The 23880-nt window shown below is 63.6% G+C and carries 25 protein-coding genes; 12 read left to right on the top strand and 13 right to left on the bottom strand.

All coding sequences use genetic code 11. The features are described 5' to 3' along the window. Positions 1 to 2 precede the first annotated feature (2 nt). Both P6U23_RS38840 and P6U23_RS38835 read right to left on the bottom strand, forming a co-directional pair. A complete protein-coding gene (locus P6U23_RS38840; protein WP_407177544.1) occupies positions 3 to 1166 on the bottom strand; it encodes an HlyD family secretion protein in 1164 nt (387 codons plus the stop codon). Further along, on the bottom strand, positions 1159 to 1641 hold the full coding sequence (locus P6U23_RS38835; protein WP_407177543.1) for a MarR family winged helix-turn-helix transcriptional regulator: 483 nt from the start codon (positions 1639 to 1641) through the stop codon (positions 1159 to 1161). Before P6U23_RS38835 ends, P6U23_RS38840 begins: the two co-directional genes overlap by 8 nt. Before the next feature lie 156 nt (positions 1642 to 1797). On the opposite strand from P6U23_RS38835, the gene P6U23_RS38830 reads away from it, so the two are divergent. The 4 genes from P6U23_RS38830 to P6U23_RS38815 all read left to right on the top strand — a co-directional run bounded on the left by P6U23_RS38830 (position 1798) and on the right by P6U23_RS38815 (position 5764). After that, the gene (locus tag P6U23_RS38830) at positions 1798 to 2289 is read left to right on the top strand and encodes a Fur family transcriptional regulator (protein ID WP_407177542.1); all 492 of its coding nucleotides are present in this window, start codon (positions 1798 to 1800) and stop codon (positions 2287 to 2289) included. A 65-nt stretch (positions 2290 to 2354) separates the two neighbouring features. After that, positions 2355 to 3308, top strand: a complete 954-nt coding sequence (locus P6U23_RS38825) for a DMT family transporter (RefSeq protein ID WP_407177541.1) — start codon at positions 2355 to 2357, stop codon at positions 3306 to 3308. Between the two features lie 13 nt (positions 3309 to 3321). Then, positions 3322 to 4614: a flavodoxin-dependent (E)-4-hydroxy-3-methylbut-2-enyl-diphosphate synthase gene (gene ispG, locus P6U23_RS38820; protein WP_407177540.1), complete on the top strand. Its 1293-nt coding sequence runs from the start codon at positions 3322 to 3324 to the stop codon at positions 4612 to 4614. Positions 4615 to 4867: 253 nt separating this feature from the next. Continuing rightward, positions 4868 to 5764, top strand: coding sequence for a TauD/TfdA dioxygenase family protein (locus P6U23_RS38815; RefSeq protein WP_407177539.1), 897 nt, complete (start codon positions 4868 to 4870; stop codon positions 5762 to 5764). A 61-nt stretch (positions 5765 to 5825) separates the two neighbouring features. Here P6U23_RS38815 and P6U23_RS38810 read toward each other — a convergent pair whose 3' ends face one another. From P6U23_RS38810 to P6U23_RS38795, 4 genes are all read right to left on the bottom strand, one after another. Next, a complete protein-coding gene (locus P6U23_RS38810; protein ID WP_407177538.1) occupies positions 5826 to 7430 on the bottom strand; it encodes a Na+/H+ antiporter in 1605 nt (534 codons plus the stop codon). A gap of 77 nt (positions 7431 to 7507) precedes the next feature. Then, positions 7508 to 7894: a nuclear transport factor 2 family protein gene (locus P6U23_RS38805; protein WP_024509480.1), complete on the bottom strand. Its 387-nt coding sequence runs from the start codon at positions 7892 to 7894 to the stop codon at positions 7508 to 7510. 203 nt (positions 7895 to 8097) lie between these two features. Further along, positions 8098 to 8781 (bottom strand): DUF1345 domain-containing protein, encoded by a 684-nt coding sequence (locus P6U23_RS38800; RefSeq protein ID WP_407177537.1) that lies wholly within the window; start codon positions 8779 to 8781, stop codon positions 8098 to 8100. 16 nt (positions 8782 to 8797) lie between these two features. Next, a complete protein-coding gene (locus P6U23_RS38795; RefSeq protein ID WP_407177536.1) occupies positions 8798 to 9721 on the bottom strand; it encodes a polyprenyl synthetase family protein in 924 nt (307 codons plus the stop codon). 187 nt (positions 9722 to 9908) lie between these two features. On the opposite strand from P6U23_RS38795, the gene mtgA reads away from it, so the two are divergent. The 3 genes from mtgA to P6U23_RS38780 all read left to right on the top strand — a co-directional run bounded on the left by mtgA (position 9909) and on the right by P6U23_RS38780 (position 11763). Next, positions 9909 to 10574 (top strand): monofunctional biosynthetic peptidoglycan transglycosylase, encoded by a 666-nt coding sequence (gene mtgA / locus P6U23_RS38790; RefSeq protein WP_407177535.1) that lies wholly within the window; start codon positions 9909 to 9911, stop codon positions 10572 to 10574. Positions 10575 to 10775: 201 nt separating this feature from the next. Then, on the top strand, positions 10776 to 10958 hold the full coding sequence (gene rpmF / locus P6U23_RS38785; RefSeq protein WP_024509484.1) for a 50S ribosomal protein L32: 183 nt from the start codon (positions 10776 to 10778) through the stop codon (positions 10956 to 10958). A gap of 139 nt (positions 10959 to 11097) precedes the next feature. Beyond that, on the top strand, positions 11098 to 11763 hold the full coding sequence (locus tag P6U23_RS38780) for a hypothetical protein (protein ID WP_407181726.1): 666 nt from the start codon (positions 11098 to 11100) through the stop codon (positions 11761 to 11763). 93 nt (positions 11764 to 11856) lie between these two features. Here the strand turns inward: P6U23_RS38780 and P6U23_RS38775 are convergent, their stop codons facing one another. Continuing rightward, the gene (locus tag P6U23_RS38775) at positions 11857 to 12141 is read right to left on the bottom strand and encodes a hypothetical protein (protein WP_407177534.1); all 285 of its coding nucleotides are present in this window, start codon (positions 12139 to 12141) and stop codon (positions 11857 to 11859) included. Between the two features lie 214 nt (positions 12142 to 12355). Between P6U23_RS38775 and P6U23_RS38770 the strand changes: the two genes are divergently transcribed. Beyond that, positions 12356 to 14041, top strand: a complete 1686-nt coding sequence (locus P6U23_RS38770; protein ID WP_407177533.1) for a putative bifunctional diguanylate cyclase/phosphodiesterase — start codon at positions 12356 to 12358, stop codon at positions 14039 to 14041. 166 nt (positions 14042 to 14207) lie between these two features. Here the strand turns inward: P6U23_RS38770 and phaR are convergent, their stop codons facing one another. After that, a complete protein-coding gene (gene phaR / locus P6U23_RS38765; RefSeq protein WP_407177532.1) occupies positions 14208 to 14819 on the bottom strand; it encodes a polyhydroxyalkanoate synthesis repressor PhaR in 612 nt (203 codons plus the stop codon). Between the two features lie 414 nt (positions 14820 to 15233). Between phaR and P6U23_RS38760 the strand changes: the two genes are divergently transcribed. The 3 genes from P6U23_RS38760 (at position 15234) to P6U23_RS38750 (ending at position 18311) form a co-directional block, all read left to right on the top strand. Beyond that, positions 15234 to 16412 (top strand): acetyl-CoA C-acetyltransferase, encoded by a 1179-nt coding sequence (locus P6U23_RS38760; protein WP_407177531.1) that lies wholly within the window; start codon positions 15234 to 15236, stop codon positions 16410 to 16412. A gap of 207 nt (positions 16413 to 16619) precedes the next feature. Next, positions 16620 to 17345, top strand: coding sequence for an acetoacetyl-CoA reductase (phbB, locus tag P6U23_RS38755; RefSeq protein WP_407177530.1), 726 nt, complete (start codon positions 16620 to 16622; stop codon positions 17343 to 17345). 96 nt (positions 17346 to 17441) lie between these two features. Beyond that, positions 17442 to 18311 (top strand): DMT family transporter, encoded by an 870-nt coding sequence (locus P6U23_RS38750; RefSeq protein ID WP_407177529.1) that lies wholly within the window; start codon positions 17442 to 17444, stop codon positions 18309 to 18311. A gap of 48 nt (positions 18312 to 18359) precedes the next feature. Here the strand turns inward: P6U23_RS38750 and P6U23_RS38745 are convergent, their stop codons facing one another. Both P6U23_RS38745 and gloB read right to left on the bottom strand, forming a co-directional pair. Continuing rightward, positions 18360 to 18794, bottom strand: a complete 435-nt coding sequence (locus P6U23_RS38745; protein WP_407177528.1) for a cupin domain-containing protein — start codon at positions 18792 to 18794, stop codon at positions 18360 to 18362. Further along, positions 18794 to 19561, bottom strand: coding sequence for a hydroxyacylglutathione hydrolase (gloB, locus tag P6U23_RS38740; RefSeq protein ID WP_407177527.1), 768 nt, complete (start codon positions 19559 to 19561; stop codon positions 18794 to 18796). Before gloB ends, P6U23_RS38745 begins: the two co-directional genes overlap by 1 nt. A gap of 126 nt (positions 19562 to 19687) precedes the next feature. On the opposite strand from gloB, the gene P6U23_RS38735 reads away from it, so the two are divergent. After that, positions 19688 to 20428: a methyltransferase domain-containing protein gene (locus P6U23_RS38735; RefSeq protein WP_407181725.1), complete on the top strand. Its 741-nt coding sequence runs from the start codon at positions 19688 to 19690 to the stop codon at positions 20426 to 20428. A gap of 189 nt (positions 20429 to 20617) precedes the next feature. On the opposite strand, the gene P6U23_RS38730 is transcribed toward P6U23_RS38735, so the two are convergent. From P6U23_RS38730 to prfA, 3 genes are all read right to left on the bottom strand, one after another. Then, complete coding sequence (locus tag P6U23_RS38730) at positions 20618 to 21373, bottom strand: DUF4167 domain-containing protein (protein ID WP_407177526.1); 756 nt, start codon at positions 21371 to 21373, stop codon at positions 20618 to 20620. A 456-nt stretch (positions 21374 to 21829) separates the two neighbouring features. Next, on the bottom strand, positions 21830 to 22711 hold the full coding sequence (gene prmC / locus P6U23_RS38725; protein ID WP_407177525.1) for a peptide chain release factor N(5)-glutamine methyltransferase: 882 nt from the start codon (positions 22709 to 22711) through the stop codon (positions 21830 to 21832). A gap of 25 nt (positions 22712 to 22736) precedes the next feature. Further along, complete coding sequence (gene prfA / locus P6U23_RS38720) at positions 22737 to 23822, bottom strand: peptide chain release factor 1 (RefSeq protein ID WP_407177524.1); 1086 nt, start codon at positions 23820 to 23822, stop codon at positions 22737 to 22739. Positions 23823 to 23880: the final 58 nt, after the last annotated feature.

Here is a 23880-nt window from a genome sequence, read left to right as displayed (position 1 = left end):
GGCTACTCCCGGTCCTGGTTCGCCGAGGCCGACAAGCCGAGCAGGCCGGCAAGCGAACGGCGATGGCCGGTGTCGATGGTGGCATAGACGCTCATGCCCGCCTTCAGCTTCTTCACATACTTATCGTTCTCATCGAAATAGATGCGCACGGGCACGCGCTGCACGACCTTGACGAAATTGCCGGTCGCGTTCTGCGGCGGCAGGATCGCAAATTGCGCGCCGGTCCCAGGCGAGAGCGAGCCGACATAGCCCTTGAACAGGTGGTTCGGGAACGCATCGACCTCCAGCGTCACCGGCTGGCCGACAGCGACATAGGTGAAGTCGCTTTCCTTCGGATTGGCATCGACCCAGGGATGATCGACGTCGATGACGGAAAACACCGGCGTGCCGGCGGGCACGAAGCGCCCGAGCTGGATCTGGTCGACCTGGGTCGCAATGCCGTTCATCGGCGCGCGGAGCACGGTGTGGTCGAGATTGCGCTGCGCCACGGCGAGCGCCGCCTTGGCCTGGTAATAGGGCGGAAATTGCTCGATGGGCAGATCGACATTGCCGAGTAGCTGCGTCTTCGCGTTGGAAATCTGCTGCTGGACGAAGGCATATTCGGCCCGCGCGGTGACCAGCGCGGAGGAGGCATTGTCGAGATCGAGCTGGGAGCCGAAGCTGCTTTTTGCCAGCGTCGACTTGCGATCGACATCGCGCTGCTTCAGATCGATGGTCTGCTGCATCAAATCCGCCATCTGCTGGTAGATGGCGATATTGGCGTGCAAATTGTTGTAGCTGGTGCGCGCCTGCTCGAGCGCGGACTTGGCCTGGTCGAGCGCGAGCTGGAACGGTTCGGGGTCGATCTCGAACAGCACGTCGCCTTCTTTGACGTGCTCGCCTTCCTTCACCACGATCTTGATGATCTTGCCGGAGATGTCGGGCGTGATCAGCACTTTCTGTGCCCCGACATAGGCGTCGTCAGTGCCGACATAGCGCCCGCCATTGAGATAGAAGACGAGTCCGCCGATCGCGGCGATGATCGGCAGGACGACCAGAAGCAGGAAGCGGCGGTGGCGGCGCAATCCCGCCATCAGCCGGCGCCCCGGCTGGGCTGCAGCCTTGGCCCCGGCGTTTTCGCCCTTGCCCTTCTGCTCGGGCGGAAATTTCAAGACCGGATCAGCCATAGCGCTGCTCCTTGCGGACCTGGTCGGTCGTCGTGTTCTGTATTGCGTTACGCACGTTTTCCTTGACCTGTTCGAGTTGCGCCAAAAGGCGATGGGCATCCGCCGGATTGATCCCTTCCAGCGCGGTGGCGGTGAGCTCGGAGCGCAAGCCGCTCATCTTGCCGAGGAGCTGGCGGCCGGCTTTGCGCAAGTAGAGACGATTGACGCGGCGGTCGGTGGCATCGCTGCGCCGTTCGATCCAGCCCTGCTCGCAAAGCTTGTCGATCAGCCGCGTCAGCGTGATCGGCTGCATTTCCAGGAGTTCGGCGAGCTCGCTCTGCTTCATGCCCTCGCTGCGCTCGACCTTGGCCAGCACCGCCCATTGCGCGCGGGTGATGCCGAAGCGCCTCGCCTCCTTGTCCGCATGGGTCCGGATCAGCCGGTACAATTCGCCCAGCGTGAACAGGAAATTCGCATCCACGGAACCGCGGATCATAAGCTTGGTCTCCAATGAGCTCGGAATATAATAAGCTAGCTTATGATCGCTTCACGGCGTCTTAACAAGGGAACCGACCCTCGCTATGCACATGGCAGGCATCACCCGGCGCGCGGGCTTTGGGAATGGCGCCCAAAATGGTACAAATTCGCCGCAATGACCCTCGAAAAGCCAGCCTTTCCTGCGCCCGACCATGATCACGACCGCTGCGCCGCGGACGCGATCACGCATGCGGAACGGGTCTGCGCGCTGCGGGCGCAGAAATTCACCCCTATACGCCGCCAGGTGCTCCAGGCGCTGCTCGCCAGCCACCGTCCGCTCGGCGCCTACGAGATCATCGATGCGCTCGCCAGGTCGATGCCGCGGCCGGCGCCGATCACGGTCTACCGCGCGCTGGATTTCCTGATGGCGAACGGCCTGGTTCACCGCATCGAAAGCCGCAACGCCTTTCTCGCCTGCGCGCATGACCACGACGATGCCGCGATGGTGGCATTCTTGATTTGCGACCGCTGCGGCGCGGTCGGCGAAATTCCCGCCGCGCCCGTGGCGAAAAGTCTCAACGCCGCGGCACGGGCCTCAGGCTTTGTGCCGAAATTGTCCGTGCTCGAAATCACCGGCCTTTGCGCCCACTGCCAAAAGGCCGCATAAACCAAATCCAACCGCAATAACGTCCAACAACAAGGATGCGGGCGCCATTGGCGCTACGGAGAGAAATGTCTTCGAAACAAGTGATTTCGTCGGCCGGGCGGCCGCTCAGCCCGGGCGCCATCGCATTGATGCTGATGCTGTGTTTCACCTGGGGGTTCAACCAGATCGCGGTCAAGCTGGTGCTTTCAGACATTCCGCCGATGCTGCAGGCGTGCATCCGTTCGGCCGGCGCCTTGCCGGTGCTGCTGCTGATCGGTCGCCTGCGTGGTGCCAGGTTTTTTGAGCGCGACGGCACCCTCTGGCCGGGCCTGCTCGCGGGGGCGATGTTCGGCGTCGAATTCGTGCTGATCTACCAGGGCCTGCGATTCACGACGGCCTCGCGCGCGGTGGTGTTTCTCTATTGCGCGCCCTTCGTGGTGGCGCTCGGCTCCTTTCAACTGCTCGGAGAGCGCTTGGGCACCGCGCAATGGGGCGGTCTTGCCTTGAGTTTCCTCGGCGTCGCGCTTGCGATCGGGGTTCCGCAGGCCGATGTCGATTCCAAGGTGCTGCTGGGCGACCTGATGATTGTCGGCGGCGGGATCTTATGGGCCGCGACCACATTGGTCGCCAAGGCCTCGAAGTTAAGGTTTGCGCCGCCGGAAAAGGCGCTGGGCTACCAGGTCGCGCTCTCGATCCCGATTTTGGGGTTTGCAGCCTGGCTCTCGGGAGAAACCATCAGCCATCCGCCCAGCCCGCTAACCATTTCTTTAATGGTGTTCCAGGCGGTCTGGGTGGTCGGCACGACCTTTACGCTCTGGTTTGCTCTGGTGAAGGCCTATTCGGCCAGCAAATTGTCCGCTTTTACCTTCATCACCCCTTTGTTTGGCGTCGTGGCTAGCTATTTCATCATGCATGACCGGCTTAGCCTGGCCTTCGGGGCCGCAGCCCTGCTTGTAATTGCTGGACTTTTTCTGGTTAACCGGCCGAGCCCAACCGTCGCGGTTCCCTCTGATCCGTTGCTGAATGTCACCAAAACCTGATATCGAAACCCCCATGAACAAGCCCGAAAAACTGCCCCAAACCGATATCGCCGGCCCCGCGCCGCGGCATCAGACCACCCAAGTCCTGGTCGGCAACGTGGCTGTCGGCGGCGGCGCGCCGATTGTCGTGCAGTCGATGACCAATACCGACACCGCCGATGTGAAAAGCACCGTGGAGCAGGTGGCCGCGCTGTCGCGCGCCGGCTCGGAAATGGTGCGCATCACGGTCGACCGGGAAGAGGCGGCGGCCGCCGTCCCCCACATTCGCGACGGCCTGCGCAAACGGGGCATCACGACGCCCTTGATCGGCGACTTCCACTATATCGGCCACAAGCTGCTCGCCGAATATCCGGCCTGCGCGGAAGCGCTCGACAAATATCGCATCAATCCCGGCAATGTCGGCTTCAAGAACAAGCGCGACACCCAGTTTGCCGACATCATCGAGATCGCCAACAAGAACAGCAAGCCGGTGCGCATCGGCGCCAATTGGGGCTCGCTCGACCAGGAACTGCTCTCCAAGCTGATGGACGAGAACGCGGCCTCCGAAAATCCGCGCGATGCCCGGGCGGTGACGCGCGAGGCGATGGTGCAGTCGGCGCTGCTCTCGGCCAAGCGCGCCGAAGAGCTCGGCATGCCGAAGAATCGCATCATCCTGTCGGCGAAGGTTTCCGCCGTGCAGGACCTGATTGCGGTGTATCAGGAACTGGCGCGCCGCTCGGATTACGCGATCCATCTCGGCCTGACCGAGGCGGGCATGGGCTCGAAAGGCATCGTTGCTTCCTCCGCCGCGCTGGGCATCTTGCTGCAGCAGGGGATCGGCGACACCATCCGCATTTCGCTCACCCCCGAGCCCGGCGGCGATCGCACGCTTGAGGTGCAGGTGGCGCAGGAACTGTTGCAGACCATGGGCTTCCGCACCTTCGTGCCGCTGGTTGCGGCCTGCCCAGGTTGCGGCCGAACCACCTCGACCACGTTCCAGGAATTGGCGCGCTCGATCCAGGATTTCATCCGCGACGAGATGCCGGTCTGGAAGACGAAATATCCTGGCGTCGAGACGCTCAACGTCGCGGTCATGGGCTGCATCGTCAACGGGCCCGGCGAGTCCAAGCACGCCAATATCGGCATCTCGCTGCCCGGCACCGGCGAAGCGCCGGCCGCACCGGTCTTCATCGACGGCAAGAAGTTCCGCACCCTGCGCGGTCCCACCATTGCCGCCGATTTCAAGGCGCTGGTGATCGACTATATCGACCAGCGCTATGGCAACGGCGCCAAGGTGTCCGCTGAGACGGTGACGGCCGCGGAATAGCGGAAGACTATCTCCACCTGTCGTCCCCGCGAAAGCGGGGATCCATAACCACAGGCCTCAGTTGTTACGCAAGGCTGGAGCGCCAGCCTTCGCGAAAACGTCTGCCTCTGGCTATGGGTCCCGGATCGGCGCTCGCTGCCGGACAACGCTGCGCGTTACCGGGAGCTCGCTTGTCCGGGACGACATCGGCATGTGTTGCGCTTCTTTCGACTCGGGCTACCATGCCTGCGCAAAAACGAGCCGGAGGAACACGATGAGTTCGCTGTCATCAAAGCAAGGGCCCCGCTACAAGCACCTCGCGGACGAAAGCGAGCCGTACGAGACCATCGCCGTCGAAAAGCTCACGCCCATCATCGGCGCGGAAATCTCCGGGGTCGACATCGCAAAGCTCGTCTCCGACGACGTCCGCTCGAACCGCCAGATGGACGAGATCCATCGCGCGCTCGCCGAAAACCTCGTCATCTTCTTCCGCGACCAGCACATTACGCCGGCCCAGCATCTCGCCTTCGGCCGCAAGTTCGGCGAGCTGCACATTCATCCCGCGGCGCCTCATGAGGGCGACGATCCCGCGCTGATGAAGATCTATGCGGACAAGGACTCACCACGCGCCAATGGTGAGGGCTGGCATTCCGATGTGTCCTGCGATCTCGAGCCGCCGATGGGCTCCATCCTCTACATCAAACAATGCCCGCCGCGCGGCGGCGATACGCTGTTCGCCAACATGTACGCGGCGTATGAAGCGCTGTCGGATCGCATGAAGGCCTATCTCGACGGGCTGACCGCGCTGCATGACGGCGAGCCGATCTATCGCGGGCTTTACGCGAACTATGGCGTCGCCGACAAGCCGGCCTATCCGCATGCAGAACACCCCGTGGTGCGCACGCATCCCGTGACGGGCAAGAGGGCGCTCTATGTCAACCGCGGCTTCACCCGCCACATCATTGGCGTTCCGCGCGACGAGAGCGACGCCATTCTCGCCTATCTCTATCAGCACGCCGAAAACCCGCTGTTCCAGTGCCGTTTCCGCTGGACGGAAAACGCCATTGCGTTCTGGGACAACCGCTGCACCCAGCACCGCGCGATGTGGGACTACTGGCCGCACACGCGGTCAGGCACGCGCGTCACCGTGAAGGGCGAACGGCCGGTGTGACGAAGAGGTGTAGGGTGGGTCCCCGCTTTCACGGGGGCGACTCGTGGTTATACCGGGAATCTCACAACGGCCCGCGATATTCCCGGTTGGCGAGGCTGGCCTCTTCCAAATCCAGATCGCGCTCAATGCGCCGGCGCGTCTCGTCGGTGATCCGGCCTTCGCGCAGCAGCATGTGGATGAATTTCCGCTCCACCGAGATCAGCTCGCGGGTCAGTTCGGTGCCCTTCGCCGAGATGTCGTGCTTGTCGGGATCAAGGGATTCCGGCAACTGATTGACGCGGATCTCATGCCGCGCGCGCAACAGCCTGACGACTTCGTCGGACAATTCGCGATCCTCGGCGAAGCTGTTGAGAGACTTGAGCGCCGCCTCCAGTGCTTCGCGCCGCGCCGCGATCTCGGATTCGTGCTCCGCGATATGTTCCGAGCGGCCGGCATCCGCCACCCCGAGCCAGCGCACAACGCCGGGCAGCCCAAGCCCCATTCCGACCAGCGTGATCAGGATGACGCCGAAGGCGACGAACAGAATGAGGTCGCGAAACGGGAAGTCCTGCCCATTGTCGAGCACAAGCGGCAGCGCCAGGGCGGCCGCCAGCGAGACCGCGCCGCGTACGCCCGCGAACGACAGGATGAAGACCCATTGCCAGGGCGGCGAGGGATCGCGCCTGCGCAAGGATTTGCTCAACCATCGCGGCAGATAGGTCGCCGGATAGACCCAGACAAAACGGGCGACGACCACAATGACGATGACGACCGCGGTCGCGAACAGGATGTCATAGAGCGGGAACGCCTTCGATCGCTCGAACAGCGAGCGCATCTGAAACCCGGTAAGCAGGAACAAAAGGCCCTCGATGACATAGATCACGAGGTCCCAGAAGAAGATGCCCTGCAGGCGCGTCGCGGAGGAAATCAGGAGCGGCCCGTTCCAGCTTGTATACAGACCGCAGGCGACGGTTGCGATCACGCCGGAGCCGCCGACATAATGCGGTATCCAATAGGCGACATAGGGCGTGAGCAGCGAGAGCGTGATCTCGATCTGCGGATCGCGTGCGTATTGGCGCGCGCGCAGGCTGAGCCAGCCGACGCCGATGCCGAAAGCAATCTCGCAGGCGACGATGGCGGCGAACTCGCCGGTCGCTTTCGACAGCGAGAACGTTCCGCTCACAATCGCCACCACCGCAAAACGATAGAGGATCAGGGCGGTCGAATCATTGGCAAGGCCCTCGCCCTCGAGCACCACCAGGATGCGGCGGGGGATGTTGAGCTTGCGGGCGACCGCGAGCGGCGCCACCACGTCGGGCGGCGCGACGATGGCGCCGAGCAGGAAGCCGACGTCCCAAGGCATGCCGATCAGGTAGTGCACGGCAGTCGCGACCGCGGCCGCGGTAAAGATCACGCAGCCGACCGCGAGCAGGATGATGGGGCGCAGATTGTATTTGAACTCGCGCCAGCTCATGGCGACGCTGGCGGAATAGATCAGCGGCGGCAGCACCACCAGAAGCACGAGCTCCGGCGGCAGCTCGATCTGCGGCATGCCGGGCACGAAGGCCAGCGCGATCCCGGCGAGCAGCAGCAGGATCGCCGGTGCGATGTCGGTGCGCCGCGCCAGAAGCGAGGCGCCCGCGAGCACCGCGAGCAGGATCAGGAAAATCTGGAATGTCGCTTCCATGGCAAGACCACTTCGTCCGGAAGCGCCGTCGACGTCAATGCCGTCGATTCCTGCTCAACCAGCCTACGCCGCCGCGATCACTCCCGCAGATCGTAGCGATAGGATTTCGAGACGATCTGCCAGCCGTCCGCGAGCTTCATCGCCACCAGATAGTCGGTGAAGTAGCGCGGCGGCAATTGGCAGCGCACCTTGACGAAGGCGGTGGATTCGTCGGAGCGATCGATGGTGACGATGAAGTCGTCACGCGGCTTGCCCTCGGCCTTGGCGGAGGGGCGCTTGCGCACCCAGGCCAGCCAGTCGGGCACCGTCAAGACCTTCAGCTCGCCCTTTTCGACCCAGCGCAGGTCGGCGCTGGGGTGGAATATCGCGCCCAGCTTGTCGGCATCACCCTCATAAAGCGCGTCGAAATAGCCTTGGACGACGGCTTCGACGCTGGAGCGGTCATAGCTCTGGCCATAGCTCACTTGGCTCTCCCTTCGGCAATTCGCTGGCTGCAAATCTTGAACGGAATTTTGTCAGAGGCAAAGCCCGAACCGGCGGCGACAGTGACGAAATTTGTCGGTCGCCGTCGAGCGTCATTGCGGGGCGATGCGACGCACCGAACCCGCAATCTCGAGGTTCCGGGTTCGTGCTAACGCACCCCCCCGGAATGACGGAGGAGGGACCTTCACCCCGCAATCGCACTTGCCGCGATGTTGACCATCAGTGCGAGCAGGGCGGTGTTGTAGATGAACGAGACGATTCCGTGCGCGGTCGCGGTGCGGCGGATGGTCTTATCGGTGATCCCGACATCGGAGACCTGCGCGGTCATACCAATGACGAAGGAGAAATAGACGAAGTCCCAGTAGTCGGCGTGCTCCTGTTGGTCGCCGCTCGGGAATTGCAGCCCGCCCGGCTTGTGGCCGCGGTAATAGGCATGGGCATAATGCAGCGCGAAGGTCGTGTGCACCGCCGCCCAGGACAGCGCGATCGTGCCAGTGGCGAGGGCAAGCTCAAGAACGTCGCGATGGGAGGCGCCGAGCTCGGAGACGATTGCGGCGATGCTGGCGAAGGCGCCGAGGGCGGCCACCATCAGGATCACGAAGCGCCCATCGTCCTGCAGCACCGCGTCGCGGCGGATATGGCGGTGCTCGCTGCGCAGCATCATGCTGTAGACCAGCAGCAGATAGAACGCGACGAAGACGTCCCAGGCGACGAGCAGGCGCGTGATCAGCCGCAGCGAGGCCGGCAAGAGAAAGAAGCCAATGATGCCGATCGCGATCGCGATGAAGGTGCGCGGGCGCGCGTAAACCACGCGCGCCGGGAGCCACAACCTTCGGAAGCGGACAAGAATGGGATCGTCAGCTTCCATGGCGATTTCGCCACTGCTAGTTCTTGCGTTCGGCGACGAAGTGCGCTGCGGCCCGCAGCACATCGGCCCTGGCACCGAAGATCGACAGCGCCGCGTCGCCCCGCGCGAGCAGATCGCGCACGCGTTGCTTGGCGCCTTCAATGCCGAGCTGCGTCACGAAGGTGGTCTTGCCGAGCTCGGCGTCCGCGCCGGCGGGCTTACCCAGCGTCGCCGCATCGCCTTCGACATCGAGCAGGTCATCGGCGATCTGGAAGGCTTCGCCGAGCGCACGGCCGAAATCGTCGAGCGCCTTGTATTCGGCTTGCGTCGCCTGGCCAAGGATCGCGCCCGCGATGCAGCCGAAGCGCAAGAGCGCGCCGGTCTTCATCTGCTGCACGCGCGCGACATCGACCGGCCCGCGATCGCCGAACCGCCCCTCGCCGGCCAGATCCAGCATCTGGCCGCCGGCCATGCCGCCGACGCCGGAGGCGCGTGCCAGCGCGCGCGTCAGCGCCAGCCGCACTGCCGGCTCGCGGTGAATCTCGTCGCGCGTGATGATGTCGAAGGCGATGGTGAGCAGCGCATCGCCCGCGAGGATGGCGGTGGCGTCGTCATAGGCCTTGTGCAGGGTGGGCCGGCCGCGGCGCAGATCGCTGTTGTCCATCGCCGGCAAATCGTCATGGATCAGGGAATAGCAGTGGATGCATTCCAGCGCGGCGCCCGCGAGCAGCGCCGCCTCGCGCGGAACGGAAAATACGGCCGCGCTTTCCACAACCAGAAAGGGCCGCAAGCGCTTTCCACCGTTAAGGCTCGAATAACGCATGGCATCGACCAGCCGCTTCGGGCGCGCGATCTCATCGGCCAGCACGGTATCCGACAGCAGCGTGGAAAGCAGCGCTTCGGTGTCCTCCGCGGTCTTATCCAGTCGTTTCGTAAAGTCGGTGAGGGCCGTACCGGTCATCAAGGAAAGCTCCAGGGTCAAATTTGGCCGGACAATCCTTTATGCTGCGCGCTTCGTCAATTGCGCTGCGTGCAGGTCAACGCCTTAAAAGTGCTTGAAAAAAAGCCGGACCTGTCAGGCAGATAGCCTGTTCGTCCGGGGCGATCCCTCCGCAATTCGTCTTTGTCTCCAACCAGAAACAGTTAATTTGCGCCTCTTTCGAACTCTGCTCCTGGTCGTGATCGCGCTTGCGCTGGTGCCCTATGTCCTGGCGCCATTTTATCGCGTCGGCCATCCCGTTTCGGCGCTGATGGCGTGGCGGTCGCTCAAGGGCGCACCGGTCAAAAGGCAGTGGATGGACATCGCGGCAATATCGCCCGACCTGCCGCGCGCGGTGGTTGCGGCGGAGGATGCACATTTCTGCAGGCATCACGGCATCGATTGGGGCGCCTTGCGCGAGGTCATCGACGACGCCCAGGAGGGAGGGGAGCTGCGCGGCGCGTCCACCATCACCCAGCAGGTCGCCAAGAACCTGTTTCTCGCGCCCATCCCCGATGTGATCCGCAAGGTGCTGGAGTTCCCCTTGGCGATGTGGATCGATTTTGTGCTGACGAAACAGCGCATTCTGGAGATTTATCTGAACATCGCGGAATTGGGCCCCGCGGGCCAGTTCGGCGCCGAGGCCGGTGCCGCTTACGCCTTTGGCCGTTCGGCGGGCGAGCTCTCCGCGCGGGAGGCGGCGCTCCTGGCGGCGATCCTGCCTAATCCGGTCAAGCGCAGCGCCCGCAACCCGTCGCCGCTCGTGCGCCGCCTGGCCGGAACCTACATGGCCCGGGCCGAGAGGATCAGGCGTTGCTGGGCCGAAAATCGCTAGTGTTTGGGCGGTTTTGGTGCATTTTTGCGCTCCGATACCCTAGCTTTGCGCCCCCCGATCCTCTATAAGCGCGCACCTGATCCGGTATTCGGCTTGCGCGGTATTTTTGCGCGCCAAACTGCGTCCCCTCGCGGACGCCGGCATCAAGAGACATCCCTAGAGGACACCGACACCTAACACCGATACCCAGAGGACACCGACATGGCCGTTCCCAGACGAAAAACTTCGCCCTCGCGGCGTGGCATGCGCCGCTCGGCGGATGCGTTGAAGAAGCCCACTTATGTCGAGGACAAGGATTCCGGCGAACTCCGTCGCCCGCACCACCTCGACCTGAAGACCGGCATGTATAAGGGCCGGCAGGTGCTGAAGAAGAAAGAATCCTGACTTCGGTTGGGCGCCAGGCGGGCAAGCTTGCGCTTGCCCCAACCAGGCCAATGAATGCGGTAGGATTGGTCCCGGTGGCGAACGAATGGCGCTTCGCCCCGGGGATGATCCGGTTCTCAAAGCAGGCCTCGCCGATTCCATGGTCGGTTTTCCGCTTCTTCTGATTCCGCTCGCGGTCTACAACATCGTCGTCTTCCTGATGCGCGACGTCTCCTTTACGGAGGCGCTGTTCACACTGACGCTGCCGTCGGGTGCCGTGTGGCCGGTCACGCTCAGCGACATTCTGATCGCTCTGGGCATGGTCCTGCTGCTGCTCGAGGTGATCAAGGGTGCGCGGCCGGGCGCGAAATACCTGATGGATCACCTGCTGTCGCTGGTGGTGTTCGGCGCCGCCACGGCCGAATTTGTGCTGTGGCCGAAATTCGCCAGCTCGACCTACTTCCTGCTGGTGCTGTTGGCGTTCGTGGATTTCGTGTCGGGCATCGCGCTGCGCGCGCGCAGGTCGTTGCGTTATGTGACGGTCGAGGAAGCTCCCCGTCGCGGCCGGGCCAGGCGCGAGGAAGCCGCGGCGGCAGAACCGCGTGTCGAGCCCGCGCCTGCCGCGCCGCCACCAGCAACTGCTGCTGCGCCGAACGCCCCGCCGGCTACGCCGCAGCCGCCAGCCGCCGCTGTTGCCGAATCCGTCCTTGCCGATCATTCCGGACCCCACGCTGCGCCGCCGGCGGCTGATACGGCCGAGCCACGGTCGCCCGCGCTCCAGCCCAACAGCGGCGCCGAGGGCACACCAGAAGCGCCGCAGCGCTAAGGCGCAGTGGCCTCATCCCCCGCCTCGGGGCTCGTTTGCGCATGATCTTTTCGGAAGAGCGCAGCACACGCTTCCGGATCATGCGCCAATTCCTCAGATCGTCTGCCGCGTGAGACGCCCGGCGTCGCAAGGGCGCTGCTGGTGCGCGCGATAGGCGGAGATCGCGTCCGCGCTTTCGCCAGGAGAGCTGCGGGCGTGCGAAAACCGCTCGGCATTGGCGATGAGCTGCGCGACAAAGCTTGGATCGGGCGGAGGAAGTTTCGGCCGGCGCGACCAGCGCGCGCGCTCGGGGAGCGGTACAAGCGCGCCCGAACTGGATTTCGGACTGCCGGCCTGCCCGTCAGAGATCATCAACTTGGCTTGGGCGGTACTCGACATCGCAAACTGACGTCCCTGAGCTGTCGCGTTTTGGGACGTTGCCGTCCCTGCGATTTACGAATTCGCAAGGATTATGCCGCCGGACCGCGTCGGGTTTCCACGCCGATCAGACATGGTTTGTAAATTCTTTATCAACTTTACTTACCGTCGGCATCAAACAGGGCCTATCCTCGCGCGTTAAGAATCAACGCTCCTGTCCCGGAACGAGGCGAACGTGACACCACTGCCAACCTCGACCATCCTGGCCTCGCTTGGGCAGGCGGCGTTTGTCTGGGACATCGCGACCGATGCCATCCGCTGGAGCGATCATGTCGGCGCGGTGTTCCCGGATCTTGCGCCCGCCTCGCTTGCCAGCGGCGCCGCGTTCGCCAAGCTGATCGAACCGCAGCGCTCGATCCGCAGCGATGCGCTGCATCTGTCGCCGGCGGCTCATGGTGCCAACGGTGTGCCCTACAGGATCGAATATGCGGTGCGCGCGTCGACGGCCGCGCAGCCGGTCTGGATCGAGGAGACCGGCTGCTGGTTCGCCGGTCCCGACGGCCGGCCGGCGCGCGCCCAAGGCGTTGTGCGCATCAATAACGAGCGCCATGCGGCCGAAGAACAGCTTTTGAAACTGTCGCGCAACGACGCGCTGACGGGCGAGCTCAATCGTACCCATCTGATCGCGGCGCTGGCAGAAACCATCGAGGAAGCGCAACGCTACCGTTCCTCCTGCGCATTCATGCTGATCGGCATCGATCACCTGGCGCGCATCAACGATGCGTTCGGGTTCGATGTTGCGGACGGCGTGATTGCGGAAGTGGCCAAGCGCGTCCGTGCGCGGCTGCGCGGCGGCGACGTGCTGGGACGTTTTTCCGGCAACAAGTTCGGTCTGATCCTGAAGAACTGTACGCAGGACGACATGACGGTCGCCGCCGAGCGGTTTCTCGCCGCGGTCCGCGACGAGGTGGTGCCGACCAGGCTAGGCCCGGTCTCGGTCACTGCGTCCATCGGCGCGGTCAGCGTCCCGCGCTATGCACGTTCGCCCGAGGAGGCGATCAACCGCGCCCATGAGACGCTCGATGGTGCCAAGCGCCGCCACGCCGCCTCGTTCGCCGCCTGGCGCCCGAATGTCGAGCGCGAGGCCCAGCGCCGCGTCAACATCCGCGTCACCGACGAGATCGTCACCGCGTTGAATGAACGGCGGATCGCGCTTGCCTTTGAGCCGGTGGTGGAGGCGCATGCGCGCAAGCCCGCGTTCTACGAATGTTTGGTCCGGATGGAGCAGGAAGGCGGCAAGATGCTGCTCGCGCCTGATATCGTCCCGGTCGCCGAGCGGCTCGGTCTGATCCGGCTGGTCGATCATCGCGTGCTCGAACTCGTCGTTGCCGAACTCGCCGCCGCGCCGCACGTCTCGCTCAGCCTCAACATCTCGCCCGAGACCACGATGGACTCCGACTGGTGGGCTTCGATCGAGTCGCTGATGCGCGCCCATCCCGGCGCTGCCGAGCGGCTGATCGTCGAGATCACCGAAACGGTCGCGATCCAGGACATCGACGGTCTGCGCGGCTTCGTCACCCGCTTGAAGAATCTCGGCAGCCGGATCGCGATCGACGATTTCGGCGCCGGCTACACCTCGTTCCGCAACTTGCGCAAGCTCGCCGTCGACATCGTGAAGATCGACGGTGCCTTCGTGCAGAACATCGCGACATCGGCCGACGACCGCGCCTTCGTGCAGACGCTGATTGATCTTTCGCGACGGCTGAAGATTAAGACGGTCGCCGAATGGGTGCAGGATGAGACGGCAGCCGGCATGCTGCGCGACTGGGGCTGCGATTACATCCAGGGCCGGCTGATCGGGCTGGCTTCGCCGCAGCGGACTTGGCAGAAGAACGAGCAGGCGTTGCCTGCGGCGGGGTAGCCAGTTCTTTCCGCCGGCGTCCCGGGCAAGCGAAGCGCGACCCGAGACCCATAACCACAGGCCTGTGTTGTTACGAAGGTCATCTACAGACGAGTCCACGGATAGATTCCGCGGTATGGGTCCCGGCTTTCGCCGGGACTACAGCAAACAACATCGCCAGAGCGAGTCACTCTTCCTTTTTTGTCTCTTTCGCAGCGGGCTCTTTCGACATGCGATCGAGCCGCTCCTGCATTTCCTTCATCTGGCGGCGCAGCTCATCGATGTTGCTGCTCTCTTCCTCGCTCGGCGGCGGCTCGGCCGATTTCTCCGCCTCAGCCGTCGGGGGACGGGTGAACGGCTTGAACATCGAGAAGGTTTGCTGGAACAGCTCCATGTTGCGGCGAACCTGCTCCTCGAGCGGCGCGAAAGGTGTGCCGCTCAAGGTGCTCGCAAGCTGCTTGCGAAACTTTTCCTGCTCGCGCGTCAGCGTGTCGATGGATTGCTCCAGATATTTCGGCACCACCATCTGCATGCTGTCGCCATAGAAGCGGATGAGTTGGCGCAGGAAAGTGGTGGGCAAAAGATTCTGCCCCGCTTTGTTTTCCTGCTCGAAGATGATCTGCGCGAGCACCGAGCGGGTGATGTCATCGCCGGTCTTGGCGTCGTAGACGAGGAAGTCCTCGCCGTTCTTCACCATGGCCGCGAGATCCTCCAGCGTCACATAGGTGCTGGTGCCGGTATTATAGAGCCGGCGGTTAGCGTACTTCTTGATGGTTGTGGGTTGGTCTGATTTCGCCATGGCTCACACTTCGCACCAGAGGACGGGGGAACCCGACGGCGTCGCCGCAGGGCTTACGAGCTACGCATCGCAACAAAGTAAGCACTTTCAACAGCTTTGCGCTACCGTTTTGTGCAGCACGGTTAATCGACGAGCATTTCGCGCTGCGCAGCATGGCTTGCGAAGAGATTTGTCGCGCTGCAGCAAAGTGCGCAAAAGCCCGCATTTCCAAGGCTTCCCGGATCCCGGCGATGGTACCGGCGATGCTCGTGCGAGCCAATTTGAATGCAGTGCGATCCGATTTCGGGCAGCCCCCGTTGACATGCCTCAACGACGTTAACAGGATGCGGGCTAGACAAAGTGGTGCGCCAATTCCGGTCGCTCGCCGCATTGCAAAGACCCTCAGCCCCAACCCAAAGTCGTTAGGAGATGCCCATGTCAGACGATGTCGTCATCGTCAGCGCCGCCCGCACCCCCGTTGGAAGCTTCAATGGTGCGTTTGCCACGCTGCCGGCCCATGATCTCGGCGCTGTCGCCATCAAGGCCGCCCTGGAGCGCGCGGGCGTTGATCCGGCGCGCGTGTCGGAAGTGATCATGGGGCAGATCCTCACCGCGGCGCAGGGCCAGAATCCGGCCCGTCAGGCCTCGATCGCCGCCGGCATCCCGGTGGAAAGTCCGGCCTGGGGCGTCAATCAATTGTGCGGTTCGGGTCTGCGCTCGGTCGCCTTGGGTTATCAGGCGCTGATGAACGGCGATTCCGACATCGTGGTCGCCGGCGGCCAGGAATCGATGAGCATGGCTCCGCACGCGCAGCACCTGCGTGGCGGCGTCAAGATGGGCGGGCTCGAACTGGTCGATACCATGATCAAGGACGGCCTCTGGGATGCCTTCAACGGGTATCACATGGGCAACACCGCCGAGAACGTCGCGCGCCAGTACCAGATCACCCGCGCGCAGCAGGACGAGTTCGCGGTTTCCTCGCAGCACAAGGCGGAGGCCGCGCAGAAGGCCGGCAGGTTCAAGGACGAGATCGTGCCGGTGACGGTCAAGACCCGCAAGGGCGACGTCATCGTCGACACCGATGAATATCCGCGCCATGGCGCGACGCTGGATGCCATGGCCAAGCTCAAGCCCGCCTTCGAGAAGGATGGCACGGTGACGGCCGGCTCCGCTTCGGGCATCAATGACGGCGCCGCGGCGGTGGTGCTGATGACCGCCAAGCAGGCGGCGAAGGAAGGCAAGACGCCGATCGCCCGCATCGTGTCCTGGGCTCAGGCCGGCGTCGATCCCAAGATCATGGGAACGGGCCCGATCCCCGCTTCGCGCGCGGCGTTGAAGAAGGCCGGCTGGAACATCGCCGACCTCGACCTGATCGAAGCCAACGAGGCCTTCGCGGCGCAGGCCTGCGCGGTCAACAAGGACCTCGGTTGGGACACGTCGAAGGTGAATGTCAATGGCGGCGCGATCGCCCTCGGTCATCCGATCGGCGCATCGGGCGGGCGCGTCCTGGTCACGCTGTTGCATGAAATGCAGAAGCGTGACGCCAAGAAGGGTCTCGCCACATTGTGCATCGGTGGCGGCATGGGCATCGCGATGTGCGTCGAGCGCGGTTGAGTGCGCTGCACGCGCTCAAAAAAAGTTCAGCGCCTGCGAATTAAATCACCTTCGCAGCCGCACAGTTCTGAATTAAAGAAAAACGCCCGGCACGATGCCGGGCGTTTTGTCTTGATGTTGGTCAAACGGCTCGCATAATTCGGCGTTACATAAAAAGCGCTGTTCGCAAAGCGCGCGTGAGGAAACGGAGCGAGGGAAGGATTCGACATGGCACGTGTTGCGTTGGTCACGGGAGGTACGCGGGGCATTGGTGCCGCGATCTGCAAGGCACTGAAAGCTGCAGGCTACAAGGTTGCCGCCAATTATGCCGGCAATGACGCCGCCGCCGAGAAGTTCAAGACAGAGACCGGCATTCCTGTCTACAAATGGGACGTCAGCTCGTTTGACGCTTGCGCCGAGGGCGTCAAGAAGGTCGAGGCGGATCTCGGTCCGATCGACGTCCTGGTCAACAATGCCGGCATCACCCGCGACGGCGCCTTCCACAAGATGTCGCTCGAGCATTGGAGCGCGGTGATCAACACCAATCTCGGCTCGCTCTTCAACATGACGCGCCAGGTCATCGAGGGCATGCGCGCCCGCAAGTTCGGTCGCGTCATCAACATCTCCTCGATCAACGGCCAGAAGGGGCAGTTCGGCCAGTGCAACTATTCCGCGGCGAAGGCCGGCGAGGTCGGATTCACCAAGGCGCTCGCGCTGGAAAATGCCAAGGCCGGCGTCACCGTGAACGCGATCTGTCCGGGCTATATCAACACCGAGATGGTGCAGGCGGTGCCGAAGGATGTTTTGGAGAAATCCGTGCTGCCGCTGATTCCGATCGGCCGTCTCGGCGAGCCGGAAGAGATCGCGCGCGGGGTGGTGTTCCTCGCCGCCGACGAAGCGGGCGCCATCACCGGCTCGACACTGACCATCAATGGCGGCCAATACATGGCGTGACTATTTGACTGTCATTGCGACGAGCGCTAGCGACGAAGCAATCCAGATTCGCTATGAGGCGTACATGGATTGCTTCGCTTCACTCGCAATGACGCCATGTCCTCCCGCACCGCCACTTTAATCGGCCTCACCGCGATCCTGATGTGGTCGATGCTCGCGGTGATGACGGTCGCGACCGGCAGGATCCCGGCATTTCAGCTCGCCGCAATGACGTTTGCGATTGGCGCACTGGTGGGCTCGCTGACCTGGATCGGAAGACCCAATGCCGTCCGTGCCTTGATGCAACCGTGGCTCGCCTGGGCTGTCGGCGTCGGCGGGCTGTTCGGCTATCACGCGCTGTATTTTCTCGCGCTGCGCTTTGCGCCGCCGGCGGAAGCGGGGCTGCTGAATTACCTTTGGCCGCTCCTCATCGTGCTGTTCTCCTCGTTGTTGCCGGGCGAGCGACTGGCGCCGCATCACGTCATCGGCGCGCTGCTCGGACTTGCCGGCACCGTGCTCTTGCTCTCCGGCAGCACCGGCGGCTTCGCGCCCGGCCAGGTGCCGGGCCTCGTGGCCGCCTTCGTCGCGGCCTTTGTCTGGGCATCCTATTCGGTGATGTCGCGCAAGCTGAAAGCGGTGCCCACCGATGCAGTCGCCGGCTTCTGCCTGGCGACCGCAGTGCTGGCGGCGCTGGTGCACTTGGCCGTCGAAGTGACGGTCTGGCCGGAAACCCTGCTGCAGTGGTGTGCCGTGATCGGTCTTGGCGTCGCGCCGGTCGGCGCCGCATTCTATGCCTGGGACATCGGCATGAAACGCGGCGACATCCGCGTGCTGGGCGCCGCCTCCTATGCGACGCCGCTGCTGTCGACGGCGTTTCTCATCGTCGCTGGCTTCGCCAAGCCGAGCGTCAATCTGGCGCTTGCCGCGATCCTGATCGCCGGCGGCGGCCTCATCGCGGCAAAGGATATGCTGCGAAAACGCGGTTGACCGTCATTCCGGGTTCGCCCGCAAGGCGAGCGTCCCGGAACGACGGAACTAGCTCGGCTCCCATCCCTTAGGCGCCATCTCGAATTGGGCGAATTCGAACCCGGGTGCAACAGTGCATCCGACCAGCGTCCAGTCGCCCGTACTCTCGGCGGTCTGCCAGGCCGAAGCCGGCACGATCGCTTGCGGCCGTTCGCCGGCTGCGACGTCTGACCCGAGCCGCACCGTATGCGTCGCGCAGCCGTCGTGGGCGATGCGCAGCGTCAGCGGACTGCCGGCGTAATAGTGCCAGATCTCGACCGCATCGATCCGGTGCCACTGCGAGATCTCGCCGCGTGCCAGCAGAAAATAGATCGCGGTCGAGCAGGCGCGGCCCTGCGCGTCGGCCCGCGAATCGCGAAACGTCTCGCGATAATGTCCGCCTTCGGGATGTGGTCTTAATTCAAGACGCGCGATGATATCGGCTGCGGATAATGGGTCTGGCATCAGGACTTGTTCTTGCGTTCACGCAACTCACCGAACACCTCGGCCGCGTTCGCCCCCTTCATATGCAGCCTTGCCGCAACGGCGGGATCGTCGGCGCGCAGGAAAACATTGGCTTTCTTCTCCTCGCCGAGCAGCACGGGAATGGTCGGCTTGCCGTCGGCGCGCAGCCGCGTCACCTCCTCGGCGCGCGCCTTCAGGGCCGGATTGTCCGGCTCGACCGTGAGCGCGAATTTGATGTTGGAAGCGGTGTATTCGTGGCCGCAATAGAGCTTGAAATCGTCGGGCAGCGCCCGCAGCTTCAACAGCGAGTCCCACATCATGGGATAATTGCCTTCGAACACGCGCCCGCAGCCGATGGAGAACAATGTGTCGGCGGCAAACAGCGCCTTGTCGTTGTCGAAGACATAGGAAACGTGATCGAGCGTATGGCCCGGCGTCTCCAGCACCCGGGCCAGGAGGTTGCCGACCTTGACCACGTCGGCATTGGCGACGCGCAGATCGACGTTGGCGATCTTGGTCGTCTTGTCATGCGGCGCAACGACGCGGCAGCCATAGCGCTGCTTCAGCTCGGCCACGCCGCCGACATGATCGCCGTGGTGATGGGTGATCAGGATGTCGGTAAGCGTCCAGCCCTCACGCTCCAGCGCCTTGATGATCGGGCCGGCTTCCGGCGCGTCGATCGAGGCCGTGGCGCCGCTCGCATCGTCATGGATCAGATAGCCGAAATTGTCGGTTAAACAGGTGAAGACACGAATCTCGGCGGCCATGATTTCTCTATCCCTTATCGAGCACTTGCGGCATATCGCCCAGAGATATGGCGTTAACGCTGATGCGGCAATGCCATATTCTGCGCGTCCCGGAAGCGGTGAACGTGTTAAATTAGTGTCATGAGCATGGACGTCATCGACCTGCGCGACTTCTATTCGCAGCGACTGGGCATCGTGGCGCGGCAATTGATCAATCGCGGCATCCGGATGCGCTGGCCCAGTGCGGAAGGCCAACGCGTGCTGGGCATCGGCTATCCGACGCCCTATCTGGGACTTTTTCGTGAAGACAGCGAACGCTGTATCGCTTTCATGCCGGCGGCGCAGGGCGTCCTGAAATGGCCGACCGCGCGCCCGACGCTGGCGGCCCTGGTGGATGAGTTCTCGTTGCCGCTGCCGGATGCCGCGGTCGACCGTATCCTGTTGGTCCATGCGCTGGAAATGGCCGACGATCCCGCCGGTCTCTTGCGCGAGGTCTGGCGCGTGCTGGCGCCGTCGGGGCGCGTGATCGCGGTGATTCCAAACCGGCGCGGGGTGTGGACGCGCACCGACAACACGCCGTTCGGTCACGGCCGGCCCTATTCGCGTTCACAGATCACCGAGTTGTTGCGGCAGACCTGGTTCACGCCGACCGCCTGGGGCGAGGCACTGTTCATGCCGCCGGTTGCGGGAGGCTGGTTCCTGCGTTCGGCGCTGGTGTGGGAGCGCGCAGGCGCGGCGCTATCGCTGCCATTCGCAGGCGTACACATCGTGGAAGCCACCAAGCAGGTCTATCGCGTGATCCCCGCACGTCGCGAACGGACGCGGCTGATTCCGGCGCTCAAGCCGGTGTTGGTGCCGTCGTCGACGGCGACGCCGGGCCACGCGTAAACCCAATCCAAGCCGTCGTCCCGGGGCAGCCCAGGATCCATAGCCACAGGCGTCGTTCTTGCGAGGGGCGACGACCAGAGCACCTTGAAGCATCACGTGGTATGGGGAGCTCGCGCGGAGCCGGTCATTGGTCCGCGCTGGGCGCGGACCTGTTCGTTTGGCCGGACGGCGAGAGCGGAGGACCGGGCTTTATTCGTTGCCCGGATTGATATCTTCGCTGGGGCCAGCCTGCTGCGGCTGTGCCATGCCGCCGCCGTCGGACCGCGGGCCATGAGGCCGGCGCCGACGCCGCGGATAGCGCTCGCCGCCACGCTCAAAGCCATCCGTGCCATTGATCTGCGGCTGCGGGCCGGTGATGAATGAGGGTAGCCGATCGACACCGCCGCCATTGTCGGCGATCACGGGCTGGGGTTGCGGCTGCGGTTGATATTGCGGCTGCGGACGATGCTCGCGCTCGCGATGTTCACGCGGCTGCTCGCGATCGCGCTGATAGGGCTGGCCGTCGCGCGGCTGCTCGCGCTGGCCGCCATCGCGGTCGCGGTCCCGCAGGTAAGGTTGAGGCTGCTGCTGCACCGGGACGAAGCCCGGCTCCTGGCCGAAGCTCGAGAAATTCTCGCCGTCGTCCTCGCCGTCCTCGGTCATGATCTCGTCGGTGTTGCGCGGCTGCTGCGGCTGGTTCTGCCGGAATTGCTCCTGGGCCGCGGCAATCAGCCGGAAATAATGCTCGGCGTGCTGATAGTAATTTTCGGCCGCGACCGGGTCGCCGGATGAACGCGCATCGCGCGCGAGCTGCAGATATTTCTCGGCGATGTGAGATGCCGTGCCGCGGATCTTGATATCGGGTCCGTTGGACTCGAACACCCTGGTCAGGGGGTTTTGGCCGCGCCGATTATTATTGTTGTTGCCGCGGTTGCGCATCCGCTTGTTGTTCTGACCGTTTCTCATGTCCTGCCTTTATTCCAGCCCTAAGTTAGAAGTCTTTGAGGTGTCGTGTGTCAGTCTCGGTCGATCCGGGGCGCGTGCTTCAAACGCACCAAAGTGGGATCCAACTCCCATCCGTGCCGATTTTGTCGACCATCGCGCTCAACAAAGACGCGTCCCCACCCGCCAGCGCTTCGGTCGCTAGCGAAACACTTAAGTTAAGCCTGCCAAAACAAGCCCAGTTTTCTTGCGTAAGTCGTCAAGCGCAATCAGGCTTTCGTTCGCTTTGCGGTCGCAAGCGGCGCAGCGCTCTTGGCTGTCGCGCTCAAATCAACCTGCGTTTGGAACCTTCAATCGGCGCGGCTGTCGCCCTGAACCCTGGTTTTGCCCGTATATCTACGGGGCCTGCGCCGATGTGCTGACTGGAACGTAGTCGCTCCCGGGCAATATTCCAAGAGCTTTTTGCGTCCCAATCCGGCTTTATCTAGGTATTTTTCGGCCTCCAACCGCTCTGGGAATACCTGCTAAGTCCATCTTGGGGGGCTCGTGGACGGCCAGCCCTGCCCTCGCCATCAATCCTTCAATCGGGCCGCTTTGGCCATATCCCGCCTCCACCACCAGCGCGCCTCCTGCGCGTAAAAGGCGCGCTGCGTCCGGGATGAGGGCGCGGTAAGCGTTAAGCCCATCGGCGCCGCCATCCAGCGCTTGACGCGGATCGTGCTCGCGCACCTCCGCGCCAAGACCCGCAATATCAGCAGAAGGAATATAGGGCGGGTTCGATACGACGAGATCGAATGGCGCGCCCAAAGCCGCCGCATAATCGCACGCCAGGAACGCGGCCCGCGACAGAAGACCTAATGCGGCAGCATTGCTTCTTGCAGCCTTCAGCGCGCCCTCGCTGATATCGGTGCCAACACCGAAGGCGTCGGGCCGTTCCGAAACCACTGCCAACAAAATCGCGCCGGATCCGGTGCCGATGTCGAGAATGCGCAAGGCGCGCTCGGGCGCCGGCGCCGGCAGCATCTGCAGGGCAAGCTCGACCACGGTCTCGGTGTCCGGCCGCGGCACCAGCGTTTCCGGTGCGAGCTTTAGCCGCAGGCCCCAAAATTCCTTCTCGCCGAGAATACGTGCGACCGGCTCGCCGCCGATCCTGCGCTCCGCAAAGGCCTCAAGCCGTTCTGCTTCCTGTTGCGTAAGCTGCTGCGCCGCAGATGTGATCAGGCCGGTGAGCTCGAGCTTCAGAACCGCGCCCAATAACATGCGCGCATCGAGATCGGCGGAGTCGATGTTCGCGGCCCTCAAACGTGCAGCGAGGGCGCGACGTGCAGCTTCGACGGTTTGGCCCGCGAGGGAAGCGTTCATTCAATGCCCGCTGCTGGCGCCGACCTCACGCCGCCGCGCCTTGCGCGGCAAGCTGGGCGGCTTGATGCTCCGTCGTCAACGCATCGATCAACTCGCCCAAGGCTTCGCCCGCCATCACCTGCGGCAGTTTGTAGAGCGTCAGGTTGATGCGGTGATCGGTGACCCGACCTTGCGGAAAATTATAGGTGCGAATGCGCTCGCTGCGATCGCCGGAGCCGACCTTCTCCTTGCGGTCGGCCGAGCGCGCCGCCTCCACGCGCTGGCGTTCGGCATCATAGATCCGCGAGCGCAGGATATTCATGGCCGAGGCCCGGTTCTTGTGCTGCGAGCGGCTGTCCTGCATGCTGACCACGATGCCCGTCGGGATATGGGTGATGCGGATCGCGGACTCGGTCTTGTTGACGTGCTGGCCGCCGGCGCCCTGCGCGCGCATGGTCTCGATCCTCAAGTCCTCGTTGCGGATATCGACGTCGACATCCTCGACCTCGGGCAGCACCGCGACGGTCGCGGCCGAGGTGTGAATCCGCCCCTGCGTCTCGGTGTCGGGCACGCGCTGCACGCGATGCACGCCTGATTCGAACTTCAGTTTCGCGAAGGCGCCGCGGCCCTTCACCTCGGCGATGATTTCCTTGTAGCCGCCCATGGTGCCTTCGCTGGCCGAGATCACATCGACCTTCCAGCCCTGCAGGCTTGCAAAGCGCTCATACATGCGGAAGAGATCGCCGGCGAACAGCGCCGCCTCGTCGCCGCCGGTGCCGGCACGGATTTCCAGGACCACGTTGCGGTCGTCCATGGCGTCTTTGGGCAGCAGCGCGACGCGGATTTCCTGCTCGAGCTCGCCGCGCCGCGCGGTCAGCGTTTCAAGCTCGGCTTCCGCCATGCCGCGCATCTCCGCATCCGTCGCCGGATCGGCAATCAACGCCTCGGCATCGGCAAGCTCCCTCACGGTGGCGCGATAGGCCTTCACCGCCTCGATCAGGGGATTGAGCTCGGCGAGCTCGCGGGTGATCTGCACATATTTATCGGAATTGACCTGGCCAAGCAGTTCCGCCTCCAGCGCAGCATGATGCGCCAGCAGAACGTCCAATTTGGCCTCGGGCAGGTTCGACATCGGTAGTCTCGAATTAAGGCGTGGGATTAAGTGAAGCGTCGCGACAAGGAACGTTCAC

The sequence above is a fragment of the Bradyrhizobium sp. STM 3562 genome, assembly GCF_045571435.1.
Taxonomy (GTDB): Bacteria; Pseudomonadota; Alphaproteobacteria; order Rhizobiales; family Xanthobacteraceae; genus Bradyrhizobium.
Note: the sequence above shows the minus strand (reverse complement) of the source record. Positions and strands in the feature narration are given on the sequence as shown.

Bases quoted from the DNA above. Each gene is read 5' to 3' on its own strand.
- P6U23_RS38840 (WP_407177544.1), bottom strand. From the start codon at position 1,166: ATGGCTGATCCGGTCTTGAAATTTCCGCCCGAGCAGAAGGGCAAGGGC.
- P6U23_RS38835 (WP_407177543.1), bottom strand. From the start codon at position 1,641: ATGATCCGCGGTTCCGTGGATGCGAATTTCCTGTTCACGCTGGGCGAA.
- P6U23_RS38830 (WP_407177542.1), top strand. From the start codon at position 1,798: ATGACCCTCGAAAAGCCAGCCTTTCCTGCGCCCGACCATGATCACGAC.
- P6U23_RS38825 (WP_407177541.1), top strand. From the start codon at position 2,355: ATGTCTTCGAAACAAGTGATTTCGTCGGCCGGGCGGCCGCTCAGCCCG.
- ispG (WP_407177540.1), top strand. From the start codon at position 3,322: ATGAACAAGCCCGAAAAACTGCCCCAAACCGATATCGCCGGCCCCGCG.
- P6U23_RS38815 (WP_407177539.1), top strand. From the start codon at position 4,868: ATGAGTTCGCTGTCATCAAAGCAAGGGCCCCGCTACAAGCACCTCGCG.
- P6U23_RS38810 (WP_407177538.1), bottom strand. From the start codon at position 7,430: ATGGAAGCGACATTCCAGATTTTCCTGATCCTGCTCGCGGTGCTCGCG.
- P6U23_RS38800 (WP_407177537.1), bottom strand. From the start codon at position 8,781: ATGGAAGCTGACGATCCCATTCTTGTCCGCTTCCGAAGGTTGTGGCTC.
- P6U23_RS38795 (WP_407177536.1), bottom strand. From the start codon at position 9,721: ATGACCGGTACGGCCCTCACCGACTTTACGAAACGACTGGATAAGACC.
- rpmF (WP_024509484.1), top strand. From the start codon at position 10,776: ATGGCCGTTCCCAGACGAAAAACTTCGCCCTCGCGGCGTGGCATGCGC.
- P6U23_RS38780 (WP_407181726.1), top strand. From the start codon at position 11,098: ATGGTCGGTTTTCCGCTTCTTCTGATTCCGCTCGCGGTCTACAACATC.
- P6U23_RS38775 (WP_407177534.1), bottom strand. From the start codon at position 12,141: ATGTCGAGTACCGCCCAAGCCAAGTTGATGATCTCTGACGGGCAGGCC.
- phaR (WP_407177532.1), bottom strand. From the start codon at position 14,819: ATGGCGAAATCAGACCAACCCACAACCATCAAGAAGTACGCTAACCGC.
- P6U23_RS38760 (WP_407177531.1), top strand. From the start codon at position 15,234: ATGTCAGACGATGTCGTCATCGTCAGCGCCGCCCGCACCCCCGTTGGA.
- phbB (WP_407177530.1), top strand. From the start codon at position 16,620: ATGGCACGTGTTGCGTTGGTCACGGGAGGTACGCGGGGCATTGGTGCC.
- P6U23_RS38750 (WP_407177529.1), top strand. From the start codon at position 17,442: ATGTCCTCCCGCACCGCCACTTTAATCGGCCTCACCGCGATCCTGATG.
- P6U23_RS38745 (WP_407177528.1), bottom strand. From the start codon at position 18,794: ATGCCAGACCCATTATCCGCAGCCGATATCATCGCGCGTCTTGAATTA.
- gloB (WP_407177527.1), bottom strand. From the start codon at position 19,561: ATGGCCGCCGAGATTCGTGTCTTCACCTGTTTAACCGACAATTTCGGC.
- P6U23_RS38735 (WP_407181725.1), top strand. From the start codon at position 19,688: ATGGACGTCATCGACCTGCGCGACTTCTATTCGCAGCGACTGGGCATC.
- P6U23_RS38730 (WP_407177526.1), bottom strand. From the start codon at position 21,373: ATGAGAAACGGTCAGAACAACAAGCGGATGCGCAACCGCGGCAACAAC.
- prmC (WP_407177525.1), bottom strand. From the start codon at position 22,711: ATGAACGCTTCCCTCGCGGGCCAAACCGTCGAAGCTGCACGTCGCGCC.
- prfA (WP_407177524.1), bottom strand. From the start codon at position 23,822: ATGTCGAACCTGCCCGAGGCCAAATTGGACGTTCTGCTGGCGCATCAT.